This window comes from Geotalea uraniireducens, assembly GCF_027943965.1.
Lineage (GTDB): Bacteria > Desulfobacterota > Desulfuromonadia > Geobacterales > Geobacteraceae > Geobacter > Geobacter uraniireducens.
Map to the genome: position 1 here is coordinate 567,802 of NZ_AP027151.1, position 25,987 is coordinate 593,788.

The following is a 25,987-nucleotide window of genomic DNA, read 5'->3' on the forward strand; positions in this document are numbered from 1 at the left end:
CATTATGGCCGCAGCAAAAGACATAGACCTAACAGCGGAAGCATCCGGACTAAAGATCGTATTCAACAGTGAAAACAATGCGATCAATACCATGCGCCTGAATTTGGCGACAGTCGGCAAGTGTCGTAACCGGGAATGTCGAGCTAAGGTGTTTCCGCTGCTTTACCAGATGAGCAGGGTAATAGCGGAAAGTGCCGATCTGTCGCATACCCTCATGATCCTGCAGCAAATTATGGAACGGGACATGAGTATTATCTGCGGCATGATCAGCCTCTACCATCAAAAAACCGGCGGCATCCTGCTCCATGAAAGCTTCGGCTTGACCGAAGATGAAGCCGCAAAAGGGGTTTATGCGTTGGGCGAGGGGATTACCGGTAAAGTCGTCGAAACGGGGAAAGCGGTAATGTTGCCCAAGATCAGTGAAGAGCCGGGCTTTCTCCATCGCACGCGGGATCTCAAGTACGGCCTTGACCAGGAGCTCTCATTTATCTGCGTGCCTATCACGCGAGGACGAAAGGTCCTCGGCACCATAAGTGCGGAGCGGATTTATGATAGCAATAAGCTGCTGGAGCAAGATGTCGAATTACTGTCAACCTTCGCGGCCATTATTGCCCCGACCGTAGAACTGTATCTGATGGAGCATGTCGACAGACCAAGGCTTGAGCTGGAAAACCGTCGTTTGAATGATGCATTGAAACAAAAATTCAAGCCATCCAACATTATTGGCAACTCCAAAGCCATGCTTGATGTGTACGAACACATTCGCAAGATTACCGCCACAAAGACCACCGTTTTGGTGTTAGGTGAAAGCGGGGTTGGCAAGGAATTGGTTGCCAGTGCCATCCATTACAACAGCCCGTTGGCAGACGGCCCGTTTATCAAGTTCAATTGTGCGGCATTACCGGAAAACATCATTGAGAGTGAACTGTTTGGGCACGAAAAGGGTTCCTTTACCGGCGCTTCGTCATTTCGTACCGGCAGGTTTGAGGATGCCAATGGAGGAACCATTTTCCTCGATGAAGTGGGAGAGCTTTCGTTGGCCATCCAAGCAAAGCTGTTGCGGGTGCTTCAGGAAAGAAGTTTTGAACGAGTGGGCGGCAATCGATCTGTCAAAGTTGAGATTCGTATTATAGCGGCAACCAACCGGGATCTGGCTGAAATGGTTGCTAAGGGTCAGTTTAGAGAGGATCTGTATTACCGCCTGAATGTCTTTCCTGTCACAATTCCGCCGCTGCGGGACAGAGGGAGTGACATCATTACCATTGCTGACCATTTCGTCGAAAAGTTTTCGAGAGAAACCGGCAAAGCTGTAAAAAGAATATCAACCCCTGCTCTGAATATGTTGATGAGTTATCACTGGCCCGGTAATGTCCGCGAACTTGAAAATGTTATCGAACGTGCAGTGATTCTTACTGAAGATGAGGTTATTCATGGCTATAACCTGCCACCGTCACTACAAACCTCGGTATTGACCGGAACAGTCAATAAAGGGGGGCTTGAGGCAAAACTTGCCTCAGTTGAGTATGAAATGCTGGTGGAGGCACTCAAAACCAACAACGGCAATACGACCGAGGCGGCCAGAGAACTCGGCATCACCAGAAGAATATTGGGCTTGCGGATGACGCAGTACAATCTTAACTACAAGAACTTCCGTGAGCGGACACCATAAGGGGTGTTACCACTGAGATACGGTTCATTCAATCACTGTAATCTGCCACCGTGGGTCATTGCTTCGTACCACTTCAACAGTAATCCGCAGCCGCTGGAGATCCAGGGGGTGAAGCAGTCAAATCGCTTTCTGTTTGACAAGCTGCTGGCAGCTGCCGACTGGCATGAACGGGCCGGTATTTTTATGGACTTTATGTCCGTAAAATTCCAGTTGCATCACTGGGAGCAACAGGCAACGCTCCCGGCCAGAAACAGCATCAAAAACAACTACCTCTTTTTCCTGCGCTGCTGGATGATCGACTCAAACTCAATATCCGGCGCGGTCCTTAAACATTGGGTCGAAAGCCGGATGGGAATCTCTCCCACCTACCACAAAGCCCGCATCCATGACATCAACAGCGAAGCTTATTTCAACTACACCGTCGATGTGATGAAAGGGAGTGCCTGCACCAGCGCTATCCAGGCACAACTTGACCTCCTGTTTGAATATTGTCAGTTCGAACTGCGCCGGAAATATCCGGGGCAAGAGACCATCACGCTCTATCGCGGCACCCATGACGCGGAAGAACACGACATCATAGAAAACCTGGAAAACCGCCAACAGATCGTGCGACTCAACAATCTGATCTCCTTCACCCTGGAAGCGGAGCGGGCCTGGGAGTTCGGCCGTACCGTCTGGAAGACGACGGTGCCGCTTGCCAAGATATTCTACTACAGCGACCTGCTGCCCGGCAGCATTCTGAAAGGCGAAGACGAATACATGATTATTGGCGGGGAGTACCGTGTAGAGCGGCTCAGGTAAACACGCCGCCATACGTACGGTTTTCTGCTGCTTCCTGCTGACACATCAGCATCCGTTACGTTGCTCCATAATTCTGGCCGGTGTTCCCATGGCCTTTTTCAGCCAGGGCGGCGGATTTCCCCGCAGGACTTCCTGTAATTTATCAATGATGTCGCTGATGGGGGTTGCCGCCACGGTATTCAGGTGAAAGGATTTTTGAGCAACAAGTTTAGCCAGCACTACGGTGCTGATATGTAAACTACAGACGATGACGCACCCGCCAACCATGCTGATACGCGCTAAGTGGGGTTCGTCTGAAGGATCTCCGGGTAACATGGCCGTGCTGTCACCGCAAAATGTTGCATGATCAGCCCCGATCTCCCAGATTGTAAAGGCGCGTGCCTCTTCAAAACTCTCATTGACAACGGTGCCGTCGTTTGAAGCAAAAGCTATTTTCATGGCATTTCCCCTTTGGCATCAGGCCATGTTACACACCGTGCTTTTTCCCTTTGAGCGAACCGATCTCAATTCGAACCACGGCGGTTCGGTCGAGGTTCGTCTGGGGGTAGTCGAATTTCTGAGATGCAAACTGCGCCACAATCAGGTCCAAGGCCTCGATTTTCTCTGCCTCGTCCGCTATCTCCACTGCTTTGCCAATACCAATGACCGTACGATGCTGCGCTTCAAAATCGCAGGCATCATCACTGGTAATGACACCGTGATCTACGCTGATCTCAAAGCAAATGTTGTTGTTGCGCCGCAAGATCTCCATCTTCGAACCGGATTGGGCGGAATGGAAATAGAGTGACGTACCGTCGTAGGCATAGAACACCGGCACCAGAAACGGCATGTCTCCGTCAACCAGGGCGATATGCATCAGTTTTTCCGAGCGAATGATGGCCTGTATCTCGGTGTGGTCGGTGATCTCGCGATCCTTACGCCGCATCGGACCGTGGTGGTGATGTGCGGAATTCTGCATAACACGTACTCCTTTATCAGTTGTTAGGTCGTTGGCTGCTTCAGGCCGCTACAATCACAGGAGAGTCTGCCGAAGGTAGAGGCGCTTTCATGTTCAAACAGGTGTGGTACCGGGAAGGTTGCCTTTTTTGCCGGTATCTGACGCAGCGTCTCAATGTATGCCGCAGGCAGGCCGCGGGCAACGGCGCCGGACAGGATCGTTTCCAGATATTCAGTGCTGGGTGGTTGTTGCGGGCCGCCATGATAGAACTTACGGTACAGCAGCACCGGGTAGGTGATGCCGTCAACTCCAATGACGTCGGTTGGCAGCAGAAAATAATCGCCGGTGCCGTCCAGATGCACATCCAGCCAGGCATCAAGCCGCTCGGAATCCCAGAACGAAAGCCGGTAGATGATTCCCCAGAGTTCTTCGCCGGGGCTGCTGATCAGGGTGGCCGCCCCACCGTCCCAACGTCTGGAATAATCGAAAAAGGCAAGGGCATGATCGGGCAGCCGGGCAAGGCAGACAATTTCCGGTTTGGAACAGCGTGAAGCGATCAGTTCCGGATTCATATTTGCGGCATAGGAGAAGATCAAATGGCTCATCTGCAGATACCTCGCTTGCTAAGAGGGATGAACAACGGTCTCTTTGGCCGGAACCAGTAGCACTCTTGTACCTTTTCCATTACCGGCAGGCTGTTCCGAAGCAACGATCAGGTCCAGTTTGTCCAGTTCCCTGCTGAACCAGCGCGGCGGATGATCGCAGAGTACTTCCAACTGCGTGAACTTGACGCTGGCCATGAATGGCACCAGTACCTGTTTTGAGTTGAGGCTACTATCATTAGCCAGAATCTCGGCCAGATTGATCCGGTAACAGCCGTTCCCCAATGATTGCGGTGCCGGCAAGGGCTTGGCGGTCTCCGTCAGTGCCGGCGGGGAGCCGGATGGATGTGTAGAACAGCCACCCCCGCAACCGGAGCGGTTTGCCGGAACGCTACAGGTGTGTCCGGTGACAGGTTTTGCGGCCTGTGCTGCTATAAATGCCTGATCGTGCCGGGAAACGGAATCCAACTGTTCCAGCAGAGCCCCATGCGATTGCCAGGTACGGAAGCCGAACTCTTCCTGCAACACAGCATTCAGCAGCCCTCGGACCTCACTGAGCACAAACACCTTGCACCCATCTAGTTGAGCTACCGCTTTTCGAATGGCAGCCTTGATTTCGGAAAGTGACAGATCAGCATGTATGCCAAAGGGGATTTCCCTGATTTTCAACCAGCCGTTCTCGCCGTTTTCGTACAGGCATACCTGCCCGTTCTCGTGAAAGCCGGCAACATCACCGTGCACGTTGACATAGCTTGCAATTTTCATGGGTTTACCTTGTTCGAGAGGAGGTAGGCCCGTCCCGTAAGGCGGACACCTTCCTCTGGGAGTCTGCTACCACATGTTCAGAATCCATTCTCTGTTCTTCTTGTGTTCCATGTCGGTAAACAGGGTGTTTGCCATCTGTTCTGCCAGCCAGGTGGCTCCCTCGTATCCCACTACCGGATAGCGGTACATCCCGGCGCGGTCGTAGGTGGGGAAGCCGACCCGCAGCATCGGGACGTTATAGTCGATGGAGACAAAACGTCCCTTGGAATGGCCGAGGATCAGATCAAGTTTCAAGCCCTTGTTCTTGATGCGATCTTCCAGCTCCCAGAAGTCGGCATTGGTCACAACCTCCATATCCCAATCAACGTGTTCTTTCATCGCCTGAAGCCTCGGGTCATCCTTGTAGAACGGGTTGTCGTCGCCAAGTAGCAGCAGAACCGGTTTCATCTCAAGATCGATGCAGAATTCGGCCAGTCCGATCACTAGGTCTGGGGCGCCGTAAATGGCTACCTTTTTCTCGGCCAAAAACATATGAGTAAGGTCGGTCAGGGCGTCGATGGCGCGTCCCCGCTCTTTTACCAGAGGCTCCGGAATCGGTTTGCCGGTTAACTGCTTCAGGTTTTTCAGGAAGATGTCGGTGTTGCGAATGCCGATCGGCGTAGGACCGATCACGGTCGGCAGATCAAACTCCTGCTTCAGCCATTCGGCCGCCTTGGTCCCTTCATAACGGTTCAGGGCAATGGTGCCGACGGCATTGGCGGTGCTGCGCAGGTCGTCAATGGTCGTACTGCCGTGGGAGATGGCGCTGCCATCAGGCATCAAGGGCGAATCAAAGCTCTCGATCTCAAACAGGACCGTCGCGTCGATCTCCATCTCCTTGAGCAGATGCTTGATCGCCTTGACGTCGCCGGGGTTGACCCAGCCGGTCAGGACGTTCAGTTTACCGTTGGGCTCACCTTTGGTGGCGAAGTATTTGACAAAATCCCGTACCGCGATGTCGTAGCCACCGATCATACTGTTGACGAAACTGGGGGTGTGGACTGGGATCAGATGCACTTCCCGGTCGGGAAACTTCTCCTTGAGCAGACCGCTGTTAAGCTTCTTGACGACACCGTCGATGTCGTCGCCGATGATCTCGGTTGAACAGGTGGTGATGATCGGGATGACCTTGATGTGCGGATAGCGCATCAGCAGCACGTCAACACCCTCTTCAACCCGGTGGCAGGCGCCGAACACGGCACCGTCCTCGTGCAGTGATGATGAGGCGATCTCAAAGCTCTCCTTGAAATGCTGTGAGAAGAGCAGACGCACAAACATCACGCAACCCTGCCCGCCATGAACGAGGCCGGTACAGTCTTTAATGCCGATGCTGGCAAACTGGGCTCCGGCAGGCTGGCAGGTGAAGATCGGATTGATGGTGCCGACGCGACTTTTTTCTTTTATTTCGCAGTGCATGGCGGTTTCCTTCTTTCCTAGTAGTTGACGACGGTCAGTTCAAGGTTGAGCGACCCGTCGATGAGCGTCCAGTCCAGACGGGCATTCAAAAGCCGCATGAGGGCCTTGACGTCTTCCTTGGGCATCTCCGTAATCCAGGGGAAAAGCTCCCGGTAAGCGCGGTTCAGCATAACGGCGTCCACCCAGTAGCATTTATCGAGCGGCGAGGTGATATTGACCTCCTCGTCGCAAAGCAGTTGGGCGGTCTGGCCGAGGATCCCGGCGTTCTGCTTGCGCCGGTCCCAGCCCCGCGAATTGAACTGCCAGAGGCAGTGTTTCATGAGGTAGTTTTCCAATTGGCCGATCTTTTCCCTGGTTTCCGGTGAAACAGTGGCCAGCGGGTCACTGGTATAGACCTTCTGGTACTTCCGTTCGGCCAGGTTTTTTATTTTGTGCTTGGCAGCCATACAAGCTCCTTTATCAGGCCGCGTCTTTCGGCATATTGGCCGAGGTCCGCGGAAATTCGGGATAGGTCTTGTTGCGTAGCCCGGCAATGACGTCGTAGTTGCCGGTGTATTCAGAAAGTTCCGTCGATGCCTTGATCTCTTCTGGCAATTCCTTGTCAGACAGCATCCGACGGGTGAGGAAGCTGTGGTCGGACTGGATCTCATCCTTGCTGATATCGATCAGGGAGAGCTCATGGATCGGCGAGTAAATGGCATTGTAGATGTCGCGGGCAAAGCGCACCCAACCTTCGAAGCCTTTCCATGGGCCGTTGTGGTAGGCATGGGCGTTCAGGTAGGGGACATTGACCTTTTTGGCCATTTCCCCCGGCCGCTTGCCGGTGAAGATGCAATGGGGCTTCAGCATTTCCAGGGCCTCAAGACCTTCCAGCTCGTTCGGGTCGTCAATGGCCAAGGCTCCCTCGCCGCAACGGGAAACTCCTTTTTCCATGTCCCCCTGATGGCCGAATTTGGTGTAGACCGAGACCACCTTGACCCCCATCTCTTCCTGGATGGCGTGGGCCCAGTGCCACAGTTTGGACCCACCCGGCCAGAGGCAGATCCTTTTGCCTTTCAGCCGCTCCTTGTACCAGTCGAGCTGCGGCTGCCACTTGGCAGTTTCTTCCGCGATGATCTTCTCGGCGCGGTCCTCGATGCCGAAGAACAGCCCGATCTTGCGCAGCGAGTCACCCAGGGCCTTGAAACCGAAGCCGTCGATGTCGAGGCGCGGGATGCCGTAGCGGTCGCGCAGTTCGTCGCAGATGTACTCGGCGGACCGGGCGCACTCCAGCACATTCAGGTGGGCGCGGTGCATGCCGCGCAGGTCGTCGTAGGAACCGTTGCCGGTGAAGGTGGACAACACCTGGATTCCCATCCGCTTGAAGAAGTCCAGCATCACCTCCTGATCGCCCTGGATATTGTATTCCCCCACGTAATTGATCACGTAGTCGCTGGTGATCTCCGGCTCCAGCGTGCCGACCTTCTGGTTGATCCAGGCGATGTTGATCTTGTGGTGGCCACCCGACTGGCTGGGGCCGCCGAAACCGGGTGAGTTGCAGACAAAGATGTCCACATCCGGCAGCTCTTCCATCACCTCCTCGGCAATGGCGTTGGCGTCGTCGCCGATCAGCGCTGTGGCGCAGGTCTGGTAGATGGTCATCCGCTTGGTGCCCGGGAAGGCCTTGAAGGCCTCAATAATGTTCTGCTTGAGCAGTTTCTCGGCGCCGAAGACGATATGTTTTTCTTTCACGTCGGTGGCAAAGGTGTACTTAAGCTGAAAATTGTCGTTGTCGCTGATATAGCGCTTGGTCTGCCAGGTGTCGTAGGTGCAGCCGACCGGACCGTGACTGATATGGATGACGTCCTTCATCGGCGTACCGATCACGTGCTTGGCGCCGCAGTAGGCGCAGCCGCGTTCGGAAATCGTGCCGGGGATGGTGTTGAGGTAGCCCTTGGGCAGACAGGAGGTCAGGTCCTCGCCTTTGCCTTTAATGACGGCATGCTCCCGGCGCTCGGGGATAACTTTACTGCATTCAAACTCATGGTATGGCATGGCGCAATCTCCTTGTAGCTTGCAAACGAATTGAATCTAACCCCTCCAACCCTTGTCAGGGGAGGCAACTCTGGTTTGCTCCCTCCCTGAGAAGGGAGGGCTAGGGAGGGTTGGTTTGAAATTAGTCGGCCAGACCGTACTTGACGACCATCTCTTCCAACTGATCCATGGTCAGCGGCTTGGGAATCACAAAGTCTTCGTTTTCAATGATCTTGCGGGCCAGTTCGCAGTATTCCTTGGCCTGGTTTTCGTTTGCGTCGAACTCCGTCACCGTTTTTTTGTTGAATTCGGCCTTTTGCACGATGTTGTCGCGGGGTACAAAATGGATCATCTTGGTGCCCAGGGCAGCGGTGAATTCCTCCATCAACCCCAGTTCGCCATCCACCTTGCGGCTGTTGCAGATGATCCCCCCCAGACGCACGCCGCTTTGCTTGGCGTATTTGGTCAGCCCCTTGGCAATGTTGTTGGCGGCATAGATAGCCATCATTTCACCGGAGGCCACGATGTAAACCTCCTCGGCCTTGCCGTCGCGGATCGGCATAGCAAAGCCGCCGCAGACAACGTCACCCAGCACGTCGAAGAAGACGAAATCGAGATCCTCCGTGTAGGCGCCATTCTCTTCCATCAGATCGATGGCGGTGATGACGCCGCGCCCGGCGCAGCCGACGCCCGGCTCGGGGCCGCCCGATTCAACGCACTGAATTCCCTTGTAGCCGATCTTGATCACCATATCGTTGGTGATTTTTTCTGCTCCGTAGTCGCGCAGCATGTCCATCAGGGTTTCCTGTGGCTTGCCGCCGAGGATTAGACGTGTGGAATCAGCTTTGGGGTCACAGCCGTGAATAAAGACCTTTTTCTCGTGGAAATGGGCCAGAGCTGCTGCCGTGTTCTGTGTCGTTGTGGATTTACCGATGCCGCCTTTACCGTAGATGGCGATTTTTCTAGTCATGGTTAAGCTCCTTTAGTGCAAGACAGATGGTTTTTGAGGAACCGGTTCATCAGCGCTTGAGTCCTCCTAGAGCAGAGAGTGTGCCAGGGGTATCTTGAATTAGAAAACCTGTCGTGCTGTAATGTGCTGTTGGTGTAAATTGTTATTAATAACGGTGAGTTGTACTGATTGGCTGGCTTGCGTGAGAGATTGGGGGAAGGGGAATCCTATTGTTTCGATGCTTGTTGTTAACGATGAAAGACGTTCCGCACGGTACGATTTAGAGGGAAAAGTTCCTAAATGTACGGAGGGTTCAAATGTTATACACGGACGGCCACAGAGAGGCATTGACCACGCAATACGTCCGAATTACAGGGGGGATTGGGGGATCTTATGGAAGAAAACCGCTGGCGCCATTGCAACGTCCACATGGCGTCGCGGCAATTCTGCGAGCCGGATGCCGCCGGCCACCGGTTTCTGGAGGTGGTGACGGAGACGCTTGGCTTCTCGGTCCGGGCCCACACCCGGATTCTGAAAGTGGCGCGGACTATCGCCGACCCGGAAGGCGCGGAGAGCATCCGCGAACACCATATCGCCGAGGCGGTCCAGTATCGGAGTTTGGACAGGAAGCAGTTTTAAGAATAACAGAAAAAGTTTCTTATATCAGGTCTTGAAAAACACACAGTATTTATGGCCACTTTGGACTGATTTTATGTTGTCATGCAACGCATAACTTTCTGATATTGCATGAGAATTGATGTGCGTGGTTTCGAAGAACAGTCCGATGCCCTGTTCGTGTATGTCTCGCCGGAGTCCTTTGTCCCCAAGGACCATCCGTTGCGGCCGATCCGCCAGATGGTCGATGCCGCCCTGGAGAATTTGTCGCCAGTGTTCAGCCAGATGTACTCCTACACCGGCCGGCCCTCCATCCCGCCGGAGCGCCTACTGAAAGCCATGCTGCTGCAGGTGCTCTACTCGATTCCCAGCAACGTGAAGTTGGTGGAACAGATCCACTTCAGCATCCTGTTCCGCTGGTTCCTGGGACTCGGCCTCGATGAACCGATCTGGGCCATTCCAGCTTCAGTACGAACCAGGAGCGGTTGATCGAAACCGACGTAGCCACCCGCTTCCTAGCGGAAGTGCTGGAGCAGGCCAAACGCAGGAAACTCCTGTCCAAGGATCACTTCAGCGTTGACGGCACACTGATCCAGGCGTGGGCCTCGCTCAAGAGCTTTAAACCGAAGGGCGACGACCAGGACCCGCCGGTCGGCAGGAATACGGGCCGGGACTTCAAGGGAGAGAAGCTTTCCAATGACACACCCATGCCTCAACTACCGATCCCGAAGCGAGGCTGTACCGCAAGAGCCTCAACCAGGAACCACGGATGTCCTCCGCCGCCCATCTGCTAACCGAGAATCAGCATGGGCTGGTCATGATGAGCCGAGTCACCCAGGCCGACGGCTATGCGGAACGCGAAACCTCCAAGGAAATGCTTGGCAAGATCGCCCCGAGGAAGCGGCGGCTGACCGGAACTACGATACCTTCGGCTTTACCGAAGCCATGCGGGCGTTGAACGTCACGCCCCACGTAACCCGGAACACTACCACTACCAAGAAAGGACGCCGTTCCTCCATCGATGGCCGTACCACCAGGCACAAGAGCTACGCCGCGAGCCAGAAGTTCCGCAAGAGGATCGAAGAGGCGTTCGGCTGGCTCAAGACGGTTTGACTGTTTCGCAAAACCCTCTACCGAGGAGCCAAGAAGATCGACTGGCGCTTCATCCTGGCGGTGACGGCCTATAACCTGGTCCGAATGCGAAACCTGGGAGTAGGTGTCACCTGAAGCAGGGTAAATGCGCCGTATGGGTGTAAATCCGGCCGCCAAAGCGGCAAAAATAAGTTTCAAAGAGCATAAATTTAGCGAATAAATCGGACCTGTTACCTGAATATGTCCTTCAAGGGAGGGTTAGCCGCTCAATCGACGGGTTTTTCAAAGACCTGATATTAGCTATCGCTTGATCTGGACTCACTCCTACCACTGTAAGTTCTTTATCCTGTACTTTTCCGCTCTCGGCGCCGATAGTTGATGCCGAGTTTGTCCAAACGCCAGCGTAGGGTGTTCGGGTTCATTCCGAGGAATTCAGCTGCTCCGCCAGGGCCGTGAATTTTTCCTTTAGCAAATTTGAGTACTTCGCTGATATGTGCTGCTATGGCTTCGTCAAGTTTCAGGGGACGAGGAGAGAGGGCGTTACAGGCGAGGACTTCCTTCGTTCTTTCCTCCTTACGCGGTAGTATCGCATCGAAGGTCAGTGATCCGCCGCGGTGCCGGATCAACTCCCGTTCGACTAGGTTTTCTAGTTCGCGCACGTTCCCGGGCCAGTCGTACTCCATGAGTCGCAAAAGCGCACCGGGTGCTATGGGCGCGGGAACGCTCATTCCGAGCTCTCTGCTCTTCACTGCCAGGAAATGGCGGGTTAACGCTGGAACATCCTCCTGCCGTTGCCGCACTGGCGGTACTATGATAGGAAAAGCGCTCAGCCTGTACCAGAGGTCCTCCCGGAAACTTCCTTCTGTCATCATACTCTGCAGGTTGCGGTGTGTTGCTGCGATTACCCGAATGTCGACGGGGATTGGTCGTTTCCCTCCTACTCTCTCTATCTCGTGATTTTGCAGTACACGCAGGAGCCGTACCTGGGCCGTGGGGGGTAACTCACCGATCTCATCCAGAAAAATAGTCCCTCCGTTGGCCCGTTCGAATCGTCCTCTGTTCTCGGCAATCGCTCCGGTAAACGCGCCCCTCTCATGACCGAACAGCTCGCTGTCAATCAGATTTTCCGGCATGGCGCCGCAGTTTACCCTGACGAACGGACCGTCCTTGCGGGGTGAGGAGAAGTGGATTGCATTGGCAATCATTTCTTTGCCGGTTCCTGTTTCACCGAGGAGCAGCACTGTGTTGTTCAGGGGTGCCACTTGACGCACCATCTCCATCACATTGCGTAGTCCGGTATTGCTGCCGATGATCTCGTCTACGGCGCTGCCGTACAGCTCACGATTCAGGAAGCGCTTATCGTCCTGTAGTATAGCCTGGTAACGGAGCACTTCCTCGTGGGCGAGGGCGTTGGCAAGCGCAATTGCAAACGGCTCGGCAATATGTCTAAGGAGTTCTGTCTGCTCATGGCCGTATCTTCCTTTCCCCCCTGCACGCAGGGTTAGACCGCCAAGCAACTCCCCCTTCATGCGCAAGGGAATAATCAGGTCGGTGTTTCCTTCGAACTTCACGAACGGCGCGAGGATGCGGAAAATCTCGTCCTCTACGTTCACGACGAATGGCGCGGAAAAATTCCGCACCACGATCTTCTCTAGCATTCCTTCTGGCAGAGGGATGATTCCATCAGGAGGGAAAGTGCCATTATCAAAGGCGTGCGCAATTCGCCGGATTGCCCCCAGGCGTTCGTCGATGATGAAAAGGGTTAACACATCGAGCGGAACATAATCTCTCAGGTACTCAAATGCGCTGTGCAAGGATTCCTTTATGTCCAAACTGCTGCAGATCCTTAGGGTTATCTCCCTGATGAATTCATCGCGATTCTCCATAGCTTCACTCCTCGGTATTGCGGACGGATACCTTCCCCTTCGTTGCGTATAATTTACAATATACTGTAACATTGTTGGAATTCACAATAATTGGTAATTATTTTACAGAATACTGTAATTTGTGTAAGGACTTGCTATGCAACTGTATGAAATTATGAATATTATAAGTTGGTATGCTCTTCGCTTTTATAAAGCAGGTATCCAAAGAAAGGAGAAAACTATGGCCTCCCTTCTCTACATCACCTGCAATGTCAGGCCTCAGGATGGGTCACTCACACTTTCGCTCGGAAATGAATTCCTAGAAGAATACCTTCGCTTGAATCCTCAGGACGAAGTACAGGTTCTCGACCTGTATCGTGACAGTATCCAGCGTGTAGATCAAGACGTGCTTAACACCTGGGGGCGAATCGAGCGAGACGAAGATGATGTTCTCCTCCTTTCGGAAGAAGAGCGGCGTAAGGTGAGTCGGATATGGCGCCTCGCCGACCAGTTCGGCCGGTGCGACAAGTATGTCTTTGTTACGCATAGCATCAATCTCTGGTTCCCGGCCGAGTTCAAAATGTATGTCGATACAATCTGTGTTCCTGGCCGTACCTGCCGGCTGACGCTGCACGGGGCGGAGGGGATGCTTCCTGATCGAAGTAGGAAATCCCTCCATCTGCATGCCGGCCCATTCGTCACTTTTGGGCGGGAGCAGGACCTAAGCATTGCCTACCTACGCTCTATATTAAATTTCCTCGGTGTAGCGAATCAGGAAACAGTAATCCTTCAAGGTGACGATCCGAAACGAGTGCCCAAGGAGGAGCACAAAAGAGCTCGGCGCAGACTTTTGGAACTGGCTTGCCGTTTCTGAGGAGGAGAGCACTTATGGGATTCATCGTTGTATTTTTTGCTGCAATTTGGCCCCTGTTAGCTGTTCTAGCTTTTGGAGTCAAAAGAAAGCGATACGGTTCTGGTACGTCTGCAGATCAGCCTAGCAACACAGGCAAGAGTCCTTCCGTCCCAAGCCCCCCCAATTGGTACGTGCTAAAGCCATTTTCTACTAAGGATGTGGTAGCCAAAGGAGTAGCGCTTCCAATATTAGTATGAGGTATTTGCAATGATAACGAGGGACATTCTTGTCGTTGATGACGATATTGCTTACCTATATCTTTTCAGTTTATTCCTTAAATCTGAAGGGTTTGATGTGGCTGCCGCGCAAGATGGAATTAAGGCGTTGGGAACAATGGAAAACTGTAATTTCAGAATTGTGATTACTGACTTCAATATGCCTGAGATGAATGGGCTGGATTTGGCAATCAAGGTGAGAGAGCGACATCCGGAAACCCGGGTCGTTTTGGTAACTGCAGATGATCTGCCTAAGCTTCTAAAAGTCGCTGTAGATACAGGGATAATAGAGATCTTCTCAAAACCAGTAGATTTAAAAAAACTGGTGAAAACAGTCCTTACTGTTATTACAGGAATACCAAACATAAGATTGGGTAAATGAAATGAGAACTGAATGGCTCGCATTTAGATGCGGTTTCGTATTGGGAGGTCTCGTGGGGATTTTGATAATCAGCGCCCTGACGATTAGTAGCAATGACGATCCAAACGAATAACTTTCAGTTGGCGAGATCGCCGATGCAGTTGAAAAGAGGAGTAACAATTATGACTAGTCTCACATCTATTCTGGAGGCTTTATGCCTGTTCCTGCTGGGCGTTGCTCTGACTGCCTGTACTAGTGAACAGCATAAAAAGCAATCAAGTAGCGATGCCGTTCCCGTAGTTGTCGGAGGTGTCCAGAAAGTACAGGAGCGGGAAACAATCTCGGTGAGTGGGGTCGTTTCAACCCCGAACTCACCTGCAGATGTTTCCTTTCTCGTTTCCGGGAAAGTGATATTCGTAGGGCCGAGGGAGGGGGAATACGTGAAAAGGGGGCAAGTCCTTGCCCGGATTGACCCCACTGACTTCGCCCTTTCGGTCAAAGGCGCCTCAGCACAGGCGGCCTGTGCGCAAGCGACCATGGAAAAAGCTATGCACCCCGTGCGGCCGGAGCTTCTGGAGCAAGCACGCATCGCCTATGCACGGGCTGAGGATGAGTATGGACGAATGAAGATACTGTACGACTCTAAAAGCTTGGCGCCGAACGATTTCCTGAAATACAAGGCTGCATACGAGCGGGCAAAACAGGAATACGAGCAGGCCAAGGCCGGAGGCCAGAGAGAAGACAAGGATCTGGCGAAGGCCTCGTACAACCAGGCTACCACAAACCTTGACATTGCTAGGAAGGCGCTGTCCGATGCGACTCTGCGTGCCCCCACCAACGGCTATATCGCAAGAAGGTCGATAGAGGTCGGCGATATCGCCACTCCCGGGCGCCCTGTCTTCGAGATCGTTAAGATCGACCCGGTGGAAGTCAACGTGGGCGTGCCGGAAACGGACGTACACCTTGTCAGGATCGGACAGAAAGCCGACGTTACCGTTCCCGCCCTCCCAGGGAAGTCGTTGGAAGGGATGGTGCGAATCGTCAATGTCTCTGCAGACCCCAACACCCGAACCTACATGGCGAGGATCACGGTGGCGAATCCCGAGCACTCCCTGCGCGTGGGAATGGTGGCGGAAGCAACCATTCGCGGAGACCGGACGGTATCCATGGTTACACTGCCGGGGGATGCGGTGATACGCGATCCGCAGGGGGCAATGGAGGTCTACGTCTACTACCCCGAGCAGAAGCGCGTCTACGCCAAGCGCGTGGAAATTGGCGCGGCAGTCAATAGAGACGTCGAGATCAAGAGCGGTCTTTCCGGTAACGAACTGATCATTCTGGCCGGCCAGACGAAGCTGAGGAATGGCCAGAACGTATCGGCAACAGAACAACAGCCGTGCCGGAAATAGATCGACAGTCGCGAGAGGAACAGGTTCCATGACGCCGATAAAGTTTTCGCTTCGGTACTCTACCGTGACCCTCATATTAACCGCCATGGTTGTCATCGTCGGCATCCATGCGTTCCTGAAGATGCAACGGACAGAAGACCCGACAATCACCATCCGGACCGGCCTCGTGGCCGCCATGTATCCCGGCGCGACCTCCGAACAGGTGGAAAAGCAGGTCACGAAGACCCTGGAGAAGCACATCTTCAAGTTTCCCGAGGTGCGGAAGGAGAAGACCTATTCCACGAGCCGTCCTGGTGTGGTCATCATCAACGTGGAACTTGAGGACAACGTTAAGAATTCAGACCAGTTCTGGGCGAAGCTGCGCAACGAGTTGAACGTGGTGAAGAGCACGGAGCTCCCCGCCGGCGTCATGGGGCCGGTAGTGGACTCCGATTTCGGTGATACCGTCGCCATGCTGATCGCCGTCCACGGCAAACACTACGGCTATCGCGAGCTGAAGGATTACGCTGACAAGATCCACGACGAGATGCGCACCGTCCGTGAAGTTGGGAAACTGGTGACCTACGGTAACCAGTCGGAAGAGATCCGGATCACCGGCAGCTTAGAGCGGATCGCGCAGTATTTTGCCGACCCGCGCCAGATAGCGAGTGCCCTGAGTCAGCGAAACGTCATCCAGAGCGCGGGACATTTCGACGCCGACGGGTCAAAGGTTCCCATGAGGACCACGGGGGTCTTCAATACCGAAGACCAGATACGAAACGTGCTCGTCGACGTTTCCAAGGATGGTCACCCGGCCTACATCAGGGATTTCGCCAACGTGGAGCGGCGGTATCAGGATCCTACCTTCATGGTGCGCTATGACGGCGACCCGTGCCTGCTCCTTTCGGTGGAGATGCAGAAGGGGAAGAACATCGTCGAGCTCGGGGAGCAGCTCGACAAGGTCTTCCAGCGCCTAGAGGTGCTCCTCCCCCCCGACGTCAAGCTGGATCTCGTCGCGAACCAGCCTGAGGTCGTAAGGGCGCGGACCGAGAAGCTCAGCCACGAATTTCTGCTCGCTATCGGTTCGGTCGTACTGGTCACGATGGTGCTTCTCCCCCTGCGGGTCGCTCTCATCGCCGCCCTGGCCATACCGGTCACCCTGTGCGGCACCCTCGGCGTCATGAATGCGTTCGGCATCGCTCTGCACCAGGTTTCCATCGCCGGGCTCATCATGGTTCTTGGGATCGTGGTGGACGACGCCATCGTGATCGCCGACAACTACGTGGAGCTCTTGGACCACAAGGTGCCGAAAGCGGAGGCGGCCTGGCGGTGTGCGAGCGACGTCCTCGTCCCGGTACTCACGGCGACCATCACCATCATCGCCTCCTTTCTGCCACTCTTGATCCTGACTGGCTCCGTCGGCGAGTTCATCATGGCGCTCCCGCTCACGGTGGCGATCGCCCTGGCGGTCTCCTTCATCGTGGCGGTCATGCTGACTCCGCTGCTCTGCAGAACCTTCATCAAGAAGGGACTGCACGATCACGACGCCGCAGGTGCCCACGCTAAGGAGAAGAAGAGTCTGCTGGATTGGCTCCAGGATAAATACGGGGTCTGGATCAATATCTTCATAAAACGAAAATGGCTCGCCTTCGCTCTCGGCGGGTGCGCATTCATCTTCGGAGTGGTGCTCTTTGCACTGGTACCGCAACAGTTCTTCCCCACTGCCGAGCGCAACCAGTTCGTGATCGACGTCTGGATGCCTCAGGGTACGCGAATTGAGGCCACCGATGTAGTCATGGGACGAATCGAAAAAGCCTTAGCATCCAGCAAAGGTGTTGCCCATTATGCCACCTTTGTCGGCCAGAGCGCGCCGCGATTCTACTACAACGTGAATCCGCAGCAACCCGACGGCGCCTATGGCCAGTTTATCGTCAACACCGTTTCGGTGGAGGATACCTCGCGGCTGGTGAAGGAGCTTCGCCCGGCCCTAGCAAAAGTGGCGCCGGAGGCGATGGTGATCGTGAAGGAACTTCAGCAGGGATCTCAGATGGAGGCCCCCATCGAAGTGCGGATTGCCGGGGACGACATCGGCGAGCTTAAGCGACTGGGCGAAAAGGTGCAGGGAATCCTGGAGAGTGTGCCATCTTCCCAGTATGTGTACCGGGATTACTTTAACGATTCGTACATGGTGGACGTGAAGGTCAACGACGAACTCGCCAACCGTCTCGGCATAACCGACGCATCGGTATCGCAAACACTGGCCGGCGCATTCGACGGCGCCGCGGTGAGCACCTTCTGGGAGGGGGACCGGCCAGTCACCATCAAGCTGCGCCTGGACCAGGCTTCCCGTTCGAATTTCGCGGATATCGGTAACACCTACCTCAACTCTGATCTGACCCGTGCCCGGGTTCCGCTCCGCGCTGTTGCATACCTTGCGCCCGAATGGCAGACCAGCAGGATCGTCCGCAGAAACGGCGTGCGCACCCTGACCATCCGGGCCTTTGCGAAACCGGGGCACTACGCCTCAAAAATGCTGGAGCAGGCGATGCCGAAGATCAAATCTCTGGAACTGCCGACGGGGTACCGGATTGCCTACGGCGGTGAAAAGCAGAATCAGGGCGAAACTTTCCCGCAGATGCTTGTCGCCCTTAGCATGAGCCTCGTCGCGATTTTCCTGGTGCTCCTCGTGCAGTTTAGGAACATCTCCGACCCCCTCGTGGTGATGGCCTCGATCCCCCTCACCCTGTTTGGGGCGGTTCTCGGTCTCATCATCACCCACAACCCCTTTGGCTTCACTGCGTTCATGGGAATGATAAGTCTGTGCGGCATCGTGGTGAGAAACGGGATTATCCTGGTGGACTACTGCAACGAACGGGTCGCTGAGGGAGAAAACCTAGAGCAAGCGGCGCGGGACGCGGGGGCACGGCGGCTGCGCCCCATCTTCCTCACCACTATGGCCGCAGCTGTGGGAGTCACGCCGATGATCGTCTCCGGGTCGAGCCTCTGGAGCCCGCTGGCGAGCGTTATCGCCTTCGGCCTCATCTTCTCCATGTTCTTCACGCTTCTGGTCATTCCCGTTCTCTTCGTGGTCATCAAATCCCGCTCCGCCAAGGATGCGGCAGGTAAGCCCGGTGCAGCCGTCACCGTTGCGATCGCACTGTGCGTTCTTATCGCGGCAGGTAGGGATGCCTCCGCTGAGCCGGCCAAACACTCCCTGACGCTCTCCCAGGCGGTCGAACTGGCCCTGAAGCAGAATTCAGTCCTCAAGATCGGTCGAGAAAAAGTCACGGAAATGGATCAGAGGATCGTGTCAATACGGGCGCAATGTTTTCCGCTTCTTTCCAATGACACCAAGTATATGGCCCTGTCTGACAAGCAACTCATCACCATACCGGTGGGTAGCCTCGGAAATGTCGGCGGCGGCCCTTTCCCCGACAACGATGTGAAGTTAAGCCAGAGCCGCTCCACCGTCCTGTACAGCGAAACGACCCTCGCCCAACCGACAACACAGCTTTTGAAGATCCATGAAGCCAATCAGATCGCCTGGGCAGACCGAAGCATTGCGGAAGCAGAATTGACAAGCTCGGAAAACGAGACGGTCCTCGCAGTATACCAGCTTTATTTCGCGTTGCTCGTTGCCAACAAAGAGAAGGAGGCTGCCCAGGCCTCGCTCTATGCGGCGAAGGATAACGAGCGGGAGTCCGAGGATGCGGTGAGGGCGGGAAACGTGCTTGTTGTGGCGCTCACCGCGGCCAGGGCCAATCTGCTCCAGTCTAGGCAGGCGCTTATCGTAGCAGAGAACCGCATCTCGGACGTGACTTCGGAACTCGATGATCTGCTGGGTCTCCCCGGTGACGCTATCCTGGAAGTGACCGAGGCAGGGCTGCCGGAGCTTGCGGAACTGACTAAAGATGAAGCTTACAATCAGGCGCGTGCCAGAAATGGCGAACTTCTGGCTGCCCGCGAAACCGTGGAAAAGTCGCGGCACGCGGTCCGTGCCGCCCGCTACGAGTATGTTCCCGATGTGACGATTTTTGCCCGCCACGGCTACCAGGACGGAGCGCCGTTTCTGCCGGGGAACATCGGCATCTTCGGGGCCGAGCTGACCTGGAATATTTTCGACTGGGGGAAACGGAGCGGCGAAATTGGCCAAAGGGTCGCCCAGCAGTCGCAAGCGGAAGAAAACTTGGCACGGGTTGACAGACGGATCGGGATCGATATCGATAAGGCGTACCGGAAGCTGGCTCGCGCGAAACAGATGATGGGTGTTGCCCGCGAGGCGCTTTCTTTGTGCGCTGAAAATGCCCGGCTCAGCAAAAATCGCCTCAAGGCGGGGACAGTAACGGCGGCAAAGCATGCCGAAACGGTTGCAGCGCTCAGAAAGGCGGAGATGGAGGAGCTGCAGGCTTCGCTGCAATACCGTCTGGCCCGGACCGAGCTTGACCGTATCATGGGAGTGCTCGCGGCAAGTAGGTAGGAGATTATCTGAGCGAAAGACGGGAGCCCGCCTTGCCGCTTTTGGACTCTCAGCCTGAAAGGAGAAAGCCGTGAATCTGCATGAGAACGGCGCAACGGTCGTCGAGCGCTGTCGCCTGGCGGAAGATTTGGCAGAAGTGGCACTGATCGATACGGTATACGGGGACCTTTATATGCAGCGTGCCCGGGACTTTCTGGCGCCAGCGCTGAGTGAGGGTGACTTCGCCACGCTTCAGCTTCTGGAGGCCGAAGAGCTGAACCTTCCCAATCGTATTTATGTCGCCATGAAGCAGTCAAACTGGATGGAAGTAAAGGAGTTGAGCTCCCGGATGTCAACCCTAAAGCGGATCATCGCGGAAAAGGAAAACCTTCGCCAGTTGGGGGAAAAGATTTACAACCTAGGGGAGCCACCACTGGACCCATTCTCCCCTGGGCTCCAGGGGATGGCGAGGATCAGAGAGCCCCAAGCGCTGCTGCATAAGTTGTCTGCACAGCTGGAGCGGTTGCAGAATGCCGATCCTGACTGGGAGCGTTTTTACGTGGCCCGGAAGAGCGCCATGGCTGCAGTCAATATACATTCATCGCAATCGTCGGAGGAAGCGGATTTGAGTGGGTCACGCCTGGAGCATAATGCATTTGAAGCTCTGGACAGCGGTGATTTCACCCGGCTGGAGAAAATGGCTACTTTGATGGAAAAAGAAGAACCGAGCGAAACGGAGAAAGCCTCCGGGCCCGCGGTGGCCTTCGGTAGAAGATCTCCGGAACTCACGTCCCAGTTTCCGCAGGAGGTGTTGAACAGGGCTCGAGTCCTGGGCTTGTCACTGATGCGGATGGAAGCCGGCAGCCGGGTTCTCAATCTATCGCCGGAGGAACTGGCTCCCCTCTATTGCCATCTCTGGCACCCGGCCTTTTCCGACGAGATCAGCGGACAGGGGTCCGGCTGGCGGAAGAAGAAAGTCCCGCTCCCTGCCGATGCTCCTGCAGCCCTTCGGGAGCTCGTTGAACTGTTCACCCTCCACCCCTTTGTCAATTCCGGTGGTGCCAGGTTTGCTCCCTCCCTTGTAGAGGAAGACGTGCTGGTTGAGGATTTCGATGAACCATATCCTGGGGCTGAAACTCCGACTTCTGAGCTCCTTTCGGCACTTGGTTTCGATGCCCGCCGGGGGCTCAGCCGGATTCGAATCGAAAAAGCTCTCCGCGACCGTGGGAATGCCATCATCGGAGACATGGGGCTGGATGTGCGCACCTTCCGGCTTGTATGCATTCCTCCGGATGTCTACTCACGAGTCGGGCTTCTGAAGGGGTGGGGACAAAAACCATTGTGGACCCATTTTGACGGCTACATGGTGATGATTAACGGAAAGCTCGGGGCTCTGGCAGGAGGGGATGTGCGTTTCGGGGGGCTCTACGACTTGGTAGGAATCAGCCGTGACTATGACTCTGACCGGATTATTACCCGTTTCGCCGTGATACAGCGGAAGCGCATGGAGGCAGCCAGGTAACCGCAGATGATTTGCATGGCAGCGGAGCCTGAAGCTGCGCGGGTGAAAAAATGACAGAACGAAGAAGACTATTTTCCATGCTCCTGTTGCTCATTACCGCGGCAATCGGCATTGCTGGATTAGCATCTCTTTTTCTGTATCAGTTCGCTTCCCAGCCGCAGACGCCGGGGGTATCCGGGGTTGTGCGGCTCGGGAGGTCAGCATTCCTGGCCGGTGGCGTCGTAATCGTGGTCGCATTCTTGGGCATGGTGCTCCTCTGGCACCATACTCGCTCATTGCTTCGACGAGCAGAAGTGAAGTACCGCAGCATTATGGAAGAGGCCACCAACGGGATCCTTCTGATCTCTGACGTCATTGAGGAGTGCAACACGCAGGCGTGCATTCTCTGGGGGCGCGAGCCTAGGGAGATGATCGGCCGCACGCTGGCGGAAATCTCTCCCCGTGTACAGCCGGACGGCCGGGAGTCGGCTGAAGTGGCTGCCCAGCACATGGCGGCGGCCCTTGCCGACATACCGCAGTCGTTCGCTTGGTGGCATCTACGCAAAGATGGGGCCGCGGTTGATATGGATATGTTTGTAAAGGCTATCCGGGTGGACGGGAAAACGGCCCTACTGCTCATTGCCCGCGATGTTACCGAACAGCGCAGGATGGAGGAGGAACTGCGGCAGAGGAACGAGTTCATAGAAACGATCATGGAAAACATGCCGATCGGTTTGGGTGTCATTACCTTCGACGACCATACGATGCGCTACATGAACCGCAGGATTGAGGAGATCGTCGGCTGGCCGCGGGAGGCTTTGAACGATCTTGAGCAATTTTGGCAGTACGCCATTCCCGATCCCACCTACCGGGAAGAAGTGCTCGGTAAGATCAATAGGGACCTGGAGCGGGGCGACCCGTCGCAGATGTTCTGGGAAGTCCGGATTACGAAAAGCTCGGGCGAAACCGCGGTCAATCTTTGGACAACCATCCCCATGTTCGAGCGGAACCTTCTGATCGCCACCGCCCAGAACTATACGGAGCAGAGGCGGGCCGAAGAGGAGCTGCGCTGGAGCGAGATGCAACGTGTCCAGCTTCAGGCGGAATTGGACCTGGCGGCCCAGGTGCAGAGAAAGCTGCTGCCTGTCGATCTCCCCCAAATAGCCGGTTTAGAGATTGCAGCGCTATGCCTGCCGGCACGGCAGGCGGGGGGGGATTTCTACGACTGGCAGGAGACGGTGCCGGGCACCTTGACCCTTGCGTTCGGGGACATCATGGGGAAGGGGATGGCGGCCGCTATGCTGATGGCGACGGTGCGGGCCACCCTGCGCGCGGTGATCAGAGGGAATGGCCCGGCAGCCGCCGTTCAACTGGCGGAACAAGCCCTCTGGCACGACCTGGACGGTTCCGAGAGCTTCGTAACACTTTTTCTGGCCCAAATCGACGGGTCCTCGGGGGAAATGAGCTATGTGGACTGCGGCCATGGCTATGTGTTCCTGCGGCGGCGCAATGGGTCCGTGCAAGAACTCCTCCCACGCGGGCTTCCCCTTGGCGTACGTGCCGAGGAGTCTTACTCGGAAGGGAGCTGCGTGATTGAGGAGGGGGATGCCCTGATCCTGTATAGCGACGGCCTTCTCGAACCGGAATTGGGATTGAACATTGATCACGGACTGCTGTCGGAGCGGGTGGCCGGGGCGACCCATGCTCGGAAGATGGTGGAGCTGATAGCGGCGCTGGTGGAGCCATCCGCGTCACTACCCGACGATATGACAATCCTGGTGATGCGCAGGAGGGAGGGGGAATAAGACAACTAAGAAGACGGCACACAAAATCCTTTGTCCCTAACAGTCAGCTGGTGTTGCAGTGGGGTGCACGCATGACACGGAAGAAATAAATTGCTGATAGCCCCCCGGACTGATCTGAAGGAATTCGGGTCGTGGTAGGAATGCCAGATTGTCCGGCACACCCGCACTGATCTGTACGGGATGAATTACCGCATACGGCTCCTGGCTTAGATAGTGACGCGTCGCGGCTCCGAGGGATTTGGATGGTGGATACGATTTGGCATACAATAAATGTTTTGTTCAAAATTTGTGAACAACCATTATTGTTGAACGTCGAGCGGGCGGAAGGGGAGAGTTCGGCGGTGATCATCGGCCGGGTGGAGCGGGCGCGGGAGATCCAGCTGGAACGGTTCAAAGGGACCAGAGTCCATTGCAACGCCCACATGGCGCCGCGGCAGATCAGGCAATTCTGCGATCCAGATGCCGCCGGCCACCGGTTTCTGGAGGTGGTGACGGAGACGCTTGGCTTCTCGGTCCGGGCCCACACCCGGATTCTGAAAGTGGCGCGGACTATCGCCGACCCGGAAGGCGCGGAGAGCATCCGCGAACACCATATCGCCGAGGCGGTCCAGTATCGGAGTTTGGACAGGAAGCAGTTTTAGGCTGCTTCACCCTGCCGGCACGTCACAGTGCCAGTCCGAAGCCCGCCAGTTCGAGTTTCGTTGCTTCGGCGCCGGCATGGACGATGCCGTTGATGCCCAGTCCCCGCGCTATTTCCACGAACATGGGGCGATCCTCGATGTACACAACCTGCGACGGTTTCACCTGGGCGATGTCGAGGGCGATGCGGTAGATATCCGCATCGGGCTTGCGGTAGTGCACAAAGCAGGATGAGATGAAGAAATCGATGAATTTCCCCAGCCGGAATTCGTTGATCCGGTAGGCGGTCAGTTCGCGTCCTTCATTGCTGACCGCGGCGATTTTCAGCTTGTGGCGTTCCTTGAGTCGACAGACCAGCTCGATCATTTCCGGGAAAGGGCGGGACTGGTCGAACATGAACTTCCGGAATTCCTCCCGGGAAAAGGTGCGGTCTTTATAAAACACTACCCGGCCGAGGTAGTCGTTCAGCGTCAGCTTTCCCTCTTCGTAAGTGTCGAAGGTTAGGTGGTGCCGCTCGTCCATCTCCTCGCAATCGAGCTGGAAGAATTCCGCGGCCCGGCGGCGGGCCTCCCGGTCCCAGCCGTTAGTCAGCAGGACTCCGCCGATATCGAGAAACAAGGTCGTAATCTGTGCCATTGTTCCGCCTCCCTTGCTAGTTCTCTACTGCCTTGGCGATAATTGCCTCTGGATACTGGTGAAGTATATCCCCAGCCGCCACCAGTTCAATTTTTCGGGATAACATCCCGGCGCCGGCTGGTGCTTTCCCTTCCGGCCGGGTGCTTGCAATTTCGAGGTTGTCATATATGGTTGATCTGTCGGAGATCTGGCGTGGTTCCCGTGAGCTGACGATCAACGGGGCCGAGCGGAGCCAAAACCAGTTTCGAGGAGGGGAAAATGGCTGAAATGGGCGCGTTGTACGCACACGACGACTGGAAAAAGGAGAAGCATGTCCCGGTAATCGAACTCGAAGGAGGGGCGGTCAAGGCCGATGAGCTCTTTTCCGTCAAGGTTTCACTCGGCAAGGAGATTGCCCATCCCAATACCACTGCTCATCATATCCGCTGGATTCAACTCTTTTTCAAGCCAGAGGGTGACAAGTTTGCCTACCAGGTTGGCAGTTTCGAGTTTGCCGCCCACGGGGAGTCGGTTGAAGGAGCGGATACCGGTCCGGTCTATACTCATCATTCGATAACAGCCCAATTGAAGGTCAAAAAGCCGGGGGTGCTGCACGCCACGGCGCTCTGCAATATCCACGGTCTGTGGGAGAGCTCGCTGACGATCACGCTTGGCTAATTCGGCACTATTCAGAAACAACCGGGCCCTCGAAAGGGGCTACATCCGTCGGCGGTCCGGTTGTCCCTAACCCCGCCCGCTGTCTGTGGGCAATGGGCCGTTCCGGCCCGATCCGGGCGATTCTTCCCATACACTGGCAATACGCGATACGGCTATACCGAAGCGCGTGTCGGATCCTTTCGGCAGCAATGGCTGTGGGGCGTTTTTGTCGGCGCTCCTCAGATATTCCAGGGGCCGACTTCGGCCGCACCGCTCAGAGAGTTCTCCCGTTGCTGACCTCGGTCGTGATTCCTTCTCTTCGGTGCAGGCTATTGGTGGACGGTCAAACAGGCTATTATTTTCCAACAAAATAAATTTTTACTAAATCAGCTCCAAGTGAGCTTTTGCAGTTTATTCCTAATTTTCCAAGAAAAAAAATCACTGCTAATATAAAAAGATGTTTTGGCTTGTTGCCACCCGTTTTTTGCCCTTGACGCAAGGAAAGTAGCTGCAATAAAGTGTATACAGTATACAAATTAGCGATGGCAGGTTGACCATCCGGCCATTGCCGACAGCCGACGTTTCGCCCGACTGCCCTGGCAATCACCACGTGAATCCCGCGAGTGTCCGAGAAGCTTTCCTTCGTGCTTTCCCACACCCCCCGATTCCCGCGT

At 55.3% G+C, this 25,987-nt stretch carries 22 protein-coding genes and 1 pseudogene; 12 read left to right on the top strand and 11 right to left on the bottom strand.

What is annotated here, in order from left to right:
* Positions 1–4 precede the first annotated feature (4 nt).
* Together QMN23_RS02715 and QMN23_RS02720 are read left to right on the top strand one after the other, a co-directional pair.
* The gene (locus QMN23_RS02715; RefSeq protein WP_282001612.1) at positions 5–1,669 is read left to right on the top strand and encodes a sigma 54-interacting transcriptional regulator; all 1,665 of its coding nucleotides are present in this window, start codon (positions 5–7) and stop codon (positions 1,667–1,669) included.
* A gap of 12 nt (positions 1,670–1,681) precedes the next feature.
* The gene (locus QMN23_RS02720; protein ID WP_282003797.1) at positions 1,682–2,470 is read left to right on the top strand and encodes an NAD(+)--dinitrogen-reductase ADP-D-ribosyltransferase; all 789 of its coding nucleotides are present in this window, start codon (positions 1,682–1,684) and stop codon (positions 2,468–2,470) included.
* Positions 2,471–2,515: 45 nt separating this feature from the next.
* On the opposite strand, the gene QMN23_RS02725 is transcribed toward QMN23_RS02720, so the two are convergent.
* The 8 genes from QMN23_RS02725 to nifH all read right to left on the bottom strand — a co-directional run bounded on the left by QMN23_RS02725 (position 2,516) and on the right by nifH (position 9,212).
* Positions 2,516–2,908, bottom strand: coding sequence for a NifB/NifX family molybdenum-iron cluster-binding protein (locus QMN23_RS02725; protein ID WP_282001614.1), 393 nt, complete (start codon positions 2,906–2,908; stop codon positions 2,516–2,518).
* A 28-nt stretch (positions 2,909–2,936) separates the two neighbouring features.
* A complete protein-coding gene (locus QMN23_RS02730) occupies positions 2,937–3,428 on the bottom strand; it encodes a pyridoxamine 5'-phosphate oxidase family protein (RefSeq protein ID WP_282001616.1) in 492 nt (163 codons plus the stop codon).
* Between the two features lie 23 nt (positions 3,429–3,451).
* Positions 3,452–4,012 (bottom strand): gamma-glutamylcyclotransferase family protein, encoded by a 561-nt coding sequence (locus QMN23_RS02735; RefSeq protein WP_282001617.1) that lies wholly within the window; start codon positions 4,010–4,012, stop codon positions 3,452–3,454.
* 18 nt (positions 4,013–4,030) lie between these two features.
* Positions 4,031–4,774: a Fe-only nitrogenase accessory protein AnfO gene (anfO, locus tag QMN23_RS02740; protein ID WP_282001618.1), complete on the bottom strand. Its 744-nt coding sequence runs from the start codon at positions 4,772–4,774 to the stop codon at positions 4,031–4,033.
* A gap of 66 nt (positions 4,775–4,840) precedes the next feature.
* Positions 4,841–6,229, bottom strand: coding sequence for a Fe-only nitrogenase subunit beta (gene anfK, locus QMN23_RS02745; protein ID WP_282001620.1), 1,389 nt, complete (start codon positions 6,227–6,229; stop codon positions 4,841–4,843).
* A gap of 17 nt (positions 6,230–6,246) precedes the next feature.
* On the bottom strand, positions 6,247–6,675 hold the full coding sequence (gene anfG, locus QMN23_RS02750; protein WP_282001622.1) for a Fe-only nitrogenase subunit delta: 429 nt from the start codon (positions 6,673–6,675) through the stop codon (positions 6,247–6,249).
* A gap of 13 nt (positions 6,676–6,688) precedes the next feature.
* Positions 6,689–8,263 carry a nitrogenase iron-iron protein, alpha chain gene (gene anfD, locus QMN23_RS02755; protein WP_282001623.1) on the bottom strand — a complete coding sequence of 525 codons (1,575 nt, stop codon included), beginning with the start codon at positions 8,261–8,263 and terminating at the stop codon, positions 6,689–6,691.
* Between the two features lie 121 nt (positions 8,264–8,384).
* The gene (gene nifH, locus QMN23_RS02760) at positions 8,385–9,212 is read right to left on the bottom strand and encodes a nitrogenase iron protein (protein WP_282001625.1); all 828 of its coding nucleotides are present in this window, start codon (positions 9,210–9,212) and stop codon (positions 8,385–8,387) included.
* Between the two features lie 372 nt (positions 9,213–9,584).
* On the opposite strand from nifH, the gene QMN23_RS02765 reads away from it, so the two are divergent.
* Together QMN23_RS02765 and QMN23_RS02770 are read left to right on the top strand one after the other, a co-directional pair.
* Complete coding sequence (locus QMN23_RS02765) at positions 9,585–9,830, top strand: hypothetical protein (RefSeq protein WP_282001626.1); 246 nt, start codon at positions 9,585–9,587, stop codon at positions 9,828–9,830.
* A gap of 120 nt (positions 9,831–9,950) precedes the next feature.
* Positions 9,951–11,033, top strand: a pseudogene (locus QMN23_RS02770) (IS5 family transposase).
* 206 nt (positions 11,034–11,239) lie between these two features.
* Here the strand turns inward: QMN23_RS02770 and QMN23_RS02775 are convergent.
* Positions 11,240–12,784, bottom strand: a complete 1,545-nt coding sequence (locus QMN23_RS02775) for a sigma 54-interacting transcriptional regulator (RefSeq protein ID WP_282001627.1) — start codon at positions 12,782–12,784, stop codon at positions 11,240–11,242.
* 136 nt (positions 12,785–12,920) lie between these two features.
* Here QMN23_RS02775 and QMN23_RS02780 point away from each other — a divergent pair, with 136 nt between their 5' ends.
* The 7 genes from QMN23_RS02780 to QMN23_RS02810 all read left to right on the top strand — a co-directional run bounded on the left by QMN23_RS02780 (position 12,921) and on the right by QMN23_RS02810 (position 24,043).
* Complete coding sequence (locus QMN23_RS02780) at positions 12,921–13,637, top strand: FMN-dependent NADH-azoreductase (RefSeq protein ID WP_282001628.1); 717 nt, start codon at positions 12,921–12,923, stop codon at positions 13,635–13,637.
* Positions 13,638–13,883: 246 nt separating this feature from the next.
* Positions 13,884–14,273 (top strand): response regulator, encoded by a 390-nt coding sequence (locus QMN23_RS02785; RefSeq protein ID WP_282001630.1) that lies wholly within the window; start codon positions 13,884–13,886, stop codon positions 14,271–14,273.
* A 161-nt stretch (positions 14,274–14,434) separates the two neighbouring features.
* Positions 14,435–15,661 (top strand): efflux RND transporter periplasmic adaptor subunit, encoded by a 1,227-nt coding sequence (locus tag QMN23_RS02790; protein ID WP_282001631.1) that lies wholly within the window; start codon positions 14,435–14,437, stop codon positions 15,659–15,661.
* Positions 15,662–15,689: 28 nt separating this feature from the next.
* Positions 15,690–20,117: an efflux RND transporter permease subunit gene (locus QMN23_RS02795; protein WP_282001632.1), complete on the top strand. Its 4,428-nt coding sequence runs from the start codon at positions 15,690–15,692 to the stop codon at positions 20,115–20,117.
* A 70-nt stretch (positions 20,118–20,187) separates the two neighbouring features.
* Positions 20,188–21,618 carry a hypothetical protein gene (locus QMN23_RS02800; RefSeq protein WP_282001633.1) on the top strand — a complete coding sequence of 477 codons (1,431 nt, stop codon included), beginning with the start codon at positions 20,188–20,190 and terminating at the stop codon, positions 21,616–21,618.
* Between the two features lie 293 nt (positions 21,619–21,911).
* Positions 21,912–23,402 (top strand): SpoIIE family protein phosphatase, encoded by a 1,491-nt coding sequence (locus tag QMN23_RS02805; RefSeq protein WP_282001634.1) that lies wholly within the window; start codon positions 21,912–21,914, stop codon positions 23,400–23,402.
* A 275-nt stretch (positions 23,403–23,677) separates the two neighbouring features.
* The gene (locus QMN23_RS02810; RefSeq protein WP_282001636.1) at positions 23,678–24,043 is read left to right on the top strand and encodes a hypothetical protein; all 366 of its coding nucleotides are present in this window, start codon (positions 23,678–23,680) and stop codon (positions 24,041–24,043) included.
* 22 nt (positions 24,044–24,065) lie between these two features.
* Here the strand turns inward: QMN23_RS02810 and QMN23_RS02815 are convergent, their stop codons facing one another.
* On the bottom strand, positions 24,066–24,677 hold the full coding sequence (locus QMN23_RS02815) for an HAD family hydrolase (RefSeq protein WP_282001638.1): 612 nt from the start codon (positions 24,675–24,677) through the stop codon (positions 24,066–24,068).
* 258 nt (positions 24,678–24,935) lie between these two features.
* Between QMN23_RS02815 and QMN23_RS02820 the strand changes: the two genes are divergently transcribed.
* Positions 24,936–25,334 (top strand): class II SORL domain-containing protein, encoded by a 399-nt coding sequence (locus QMN23_RS02820; protein WP_282001639.1) that lies wholly within the window; start codon positions 24,936–24,938, stop codon positions 25,332–25,334.
* Between the two features lie 334 nt (positions 25,335–25,668).
* Here the strand turns inward: QMN23_RS02820 and QMN23_RS02825 are convergent, their stop codons facing one another.
* Positions 25,669–25,923, bottom strand: a complete 255-nt coding sequence (locus QMN23_RS02825) for a hypothetical protein (RefSeq protein ID WP_282001640.1) — start codon at positions 25,921–25,923, stop codon at positions 25,669–25,671.
* Positions 25,924–25,987: the final 64 nt, after the last annotated feature.

Coding starts and splice junctions, on each gene's coding strand:
- QMN23_RS02715 (WP_282001612.1), top strand. CDS start 5: ATGGCCGCAGCAAAAGACATAGACCTAACAGCGGAAGCATCCGGACTA.
- QMN23_RS02725 (WP_282001614.1), bottom strand. CDS start 2,908: ATGAAAATAGCTTTTGCTTCAAACGACGGCACCGTTGTCAATGAGAGT.
- QMN23_RS02730 (WP_282001616.1), bottom strand. CDS start 3,428: ATGCAGAATTCCGCACATCACCACCACGGTCCGATGCGGCGTAAGGAT.
- QMN23_RS02735 (WP_282001617.1), bottom strand. CDS start 4,012: ATGAGCCATTTGATCTTCTCCTATGCCGCAAATATGAATCCGGAACTG.
- anfO (WP_282001618.1), bottom strand. CDS start 4,774: ATGAAAATTGCAAGCTATGTCAACGTGCACGGTGATGTTGCCGGCTTT.
- anfK (WP_282001620.1), bottom strand. CDS start 6,229: ATGCACTGCGAAATAAAAGAAAAAAGTCGCGTCGGCACCATCAATCCG.
- anfG (WP_282001622.1), bottom strand. CDS start 6,675: ATGGCTGCCAAGCACAAAATAAAAAACCTGGCCGAACGGAAGTACCAG.
- anfD (WP_282001623.1), bottom strand. CDS start 8,263: ATGCCATACCATGAGTTTGAATGCAGTAAAGTTATCCCCGAGCGCCGG.
- nifH (WP_282001625.1), bottom strand. CDS start 9,212: ATGACTAGAAAAATCGCCATCTACGGTAAAGGCGGCATCGGTAAATCC.
- QMN23_RS02765 (WP_282001626.1), top strand. CDS start 9,585: ATGGAAGAAAACCGCTGGCGCCATTGCAACGTCCACATGGCGTCGCGG.
- QMN23_RS02775 (WP_282001627.1), bottom strand. CDS start 12,784: ATGGAGAATCGCGATGAATTCATCAGGGAGATAACCCTAAGGATCTGC.
- QMN23_RS02780 (WP_282001628.1), top strand. CDS start 12,921: ATGCAACTGTATGAAATTATGAATATTATAAGTTGGTATGCTCTTCGC.
- QMN23_RS02785 (WP_282001630.1), top strand. CDS start 13,884: ATGATAACGAGGGACATTCTTGTCGTTGATGACGATATTGCTTACCTA.
- QMN23_RS02790 (WP_282001631.1), top strand. CDS start 14,435: ATGACTAGTCTCACATCTATTCTGGAGGCTTTATGCCTGTTCCTGCTG.
- QMN23_RS02795 (WP_282001632.1), top strand. CDS start 15,690: ATGACGCCGATAAAGTTTTCGCTTCGGTACTCTACCGTGACCCTCATA.
- QMN23_RS02815 (WP_282001638.1), bottom strand. CDS start 24,677: ATGGCACAGATTACGACCTTGTTTCTCGATATCGGCGGAGTCCTGCTG.
- QMN23_RS02820 (WP_282001639.1), top strand. CDS start 24,936: ATGGCTGAAATGGGCGCGTTGTACGCACACGACGACTGGAAAAAGGAG.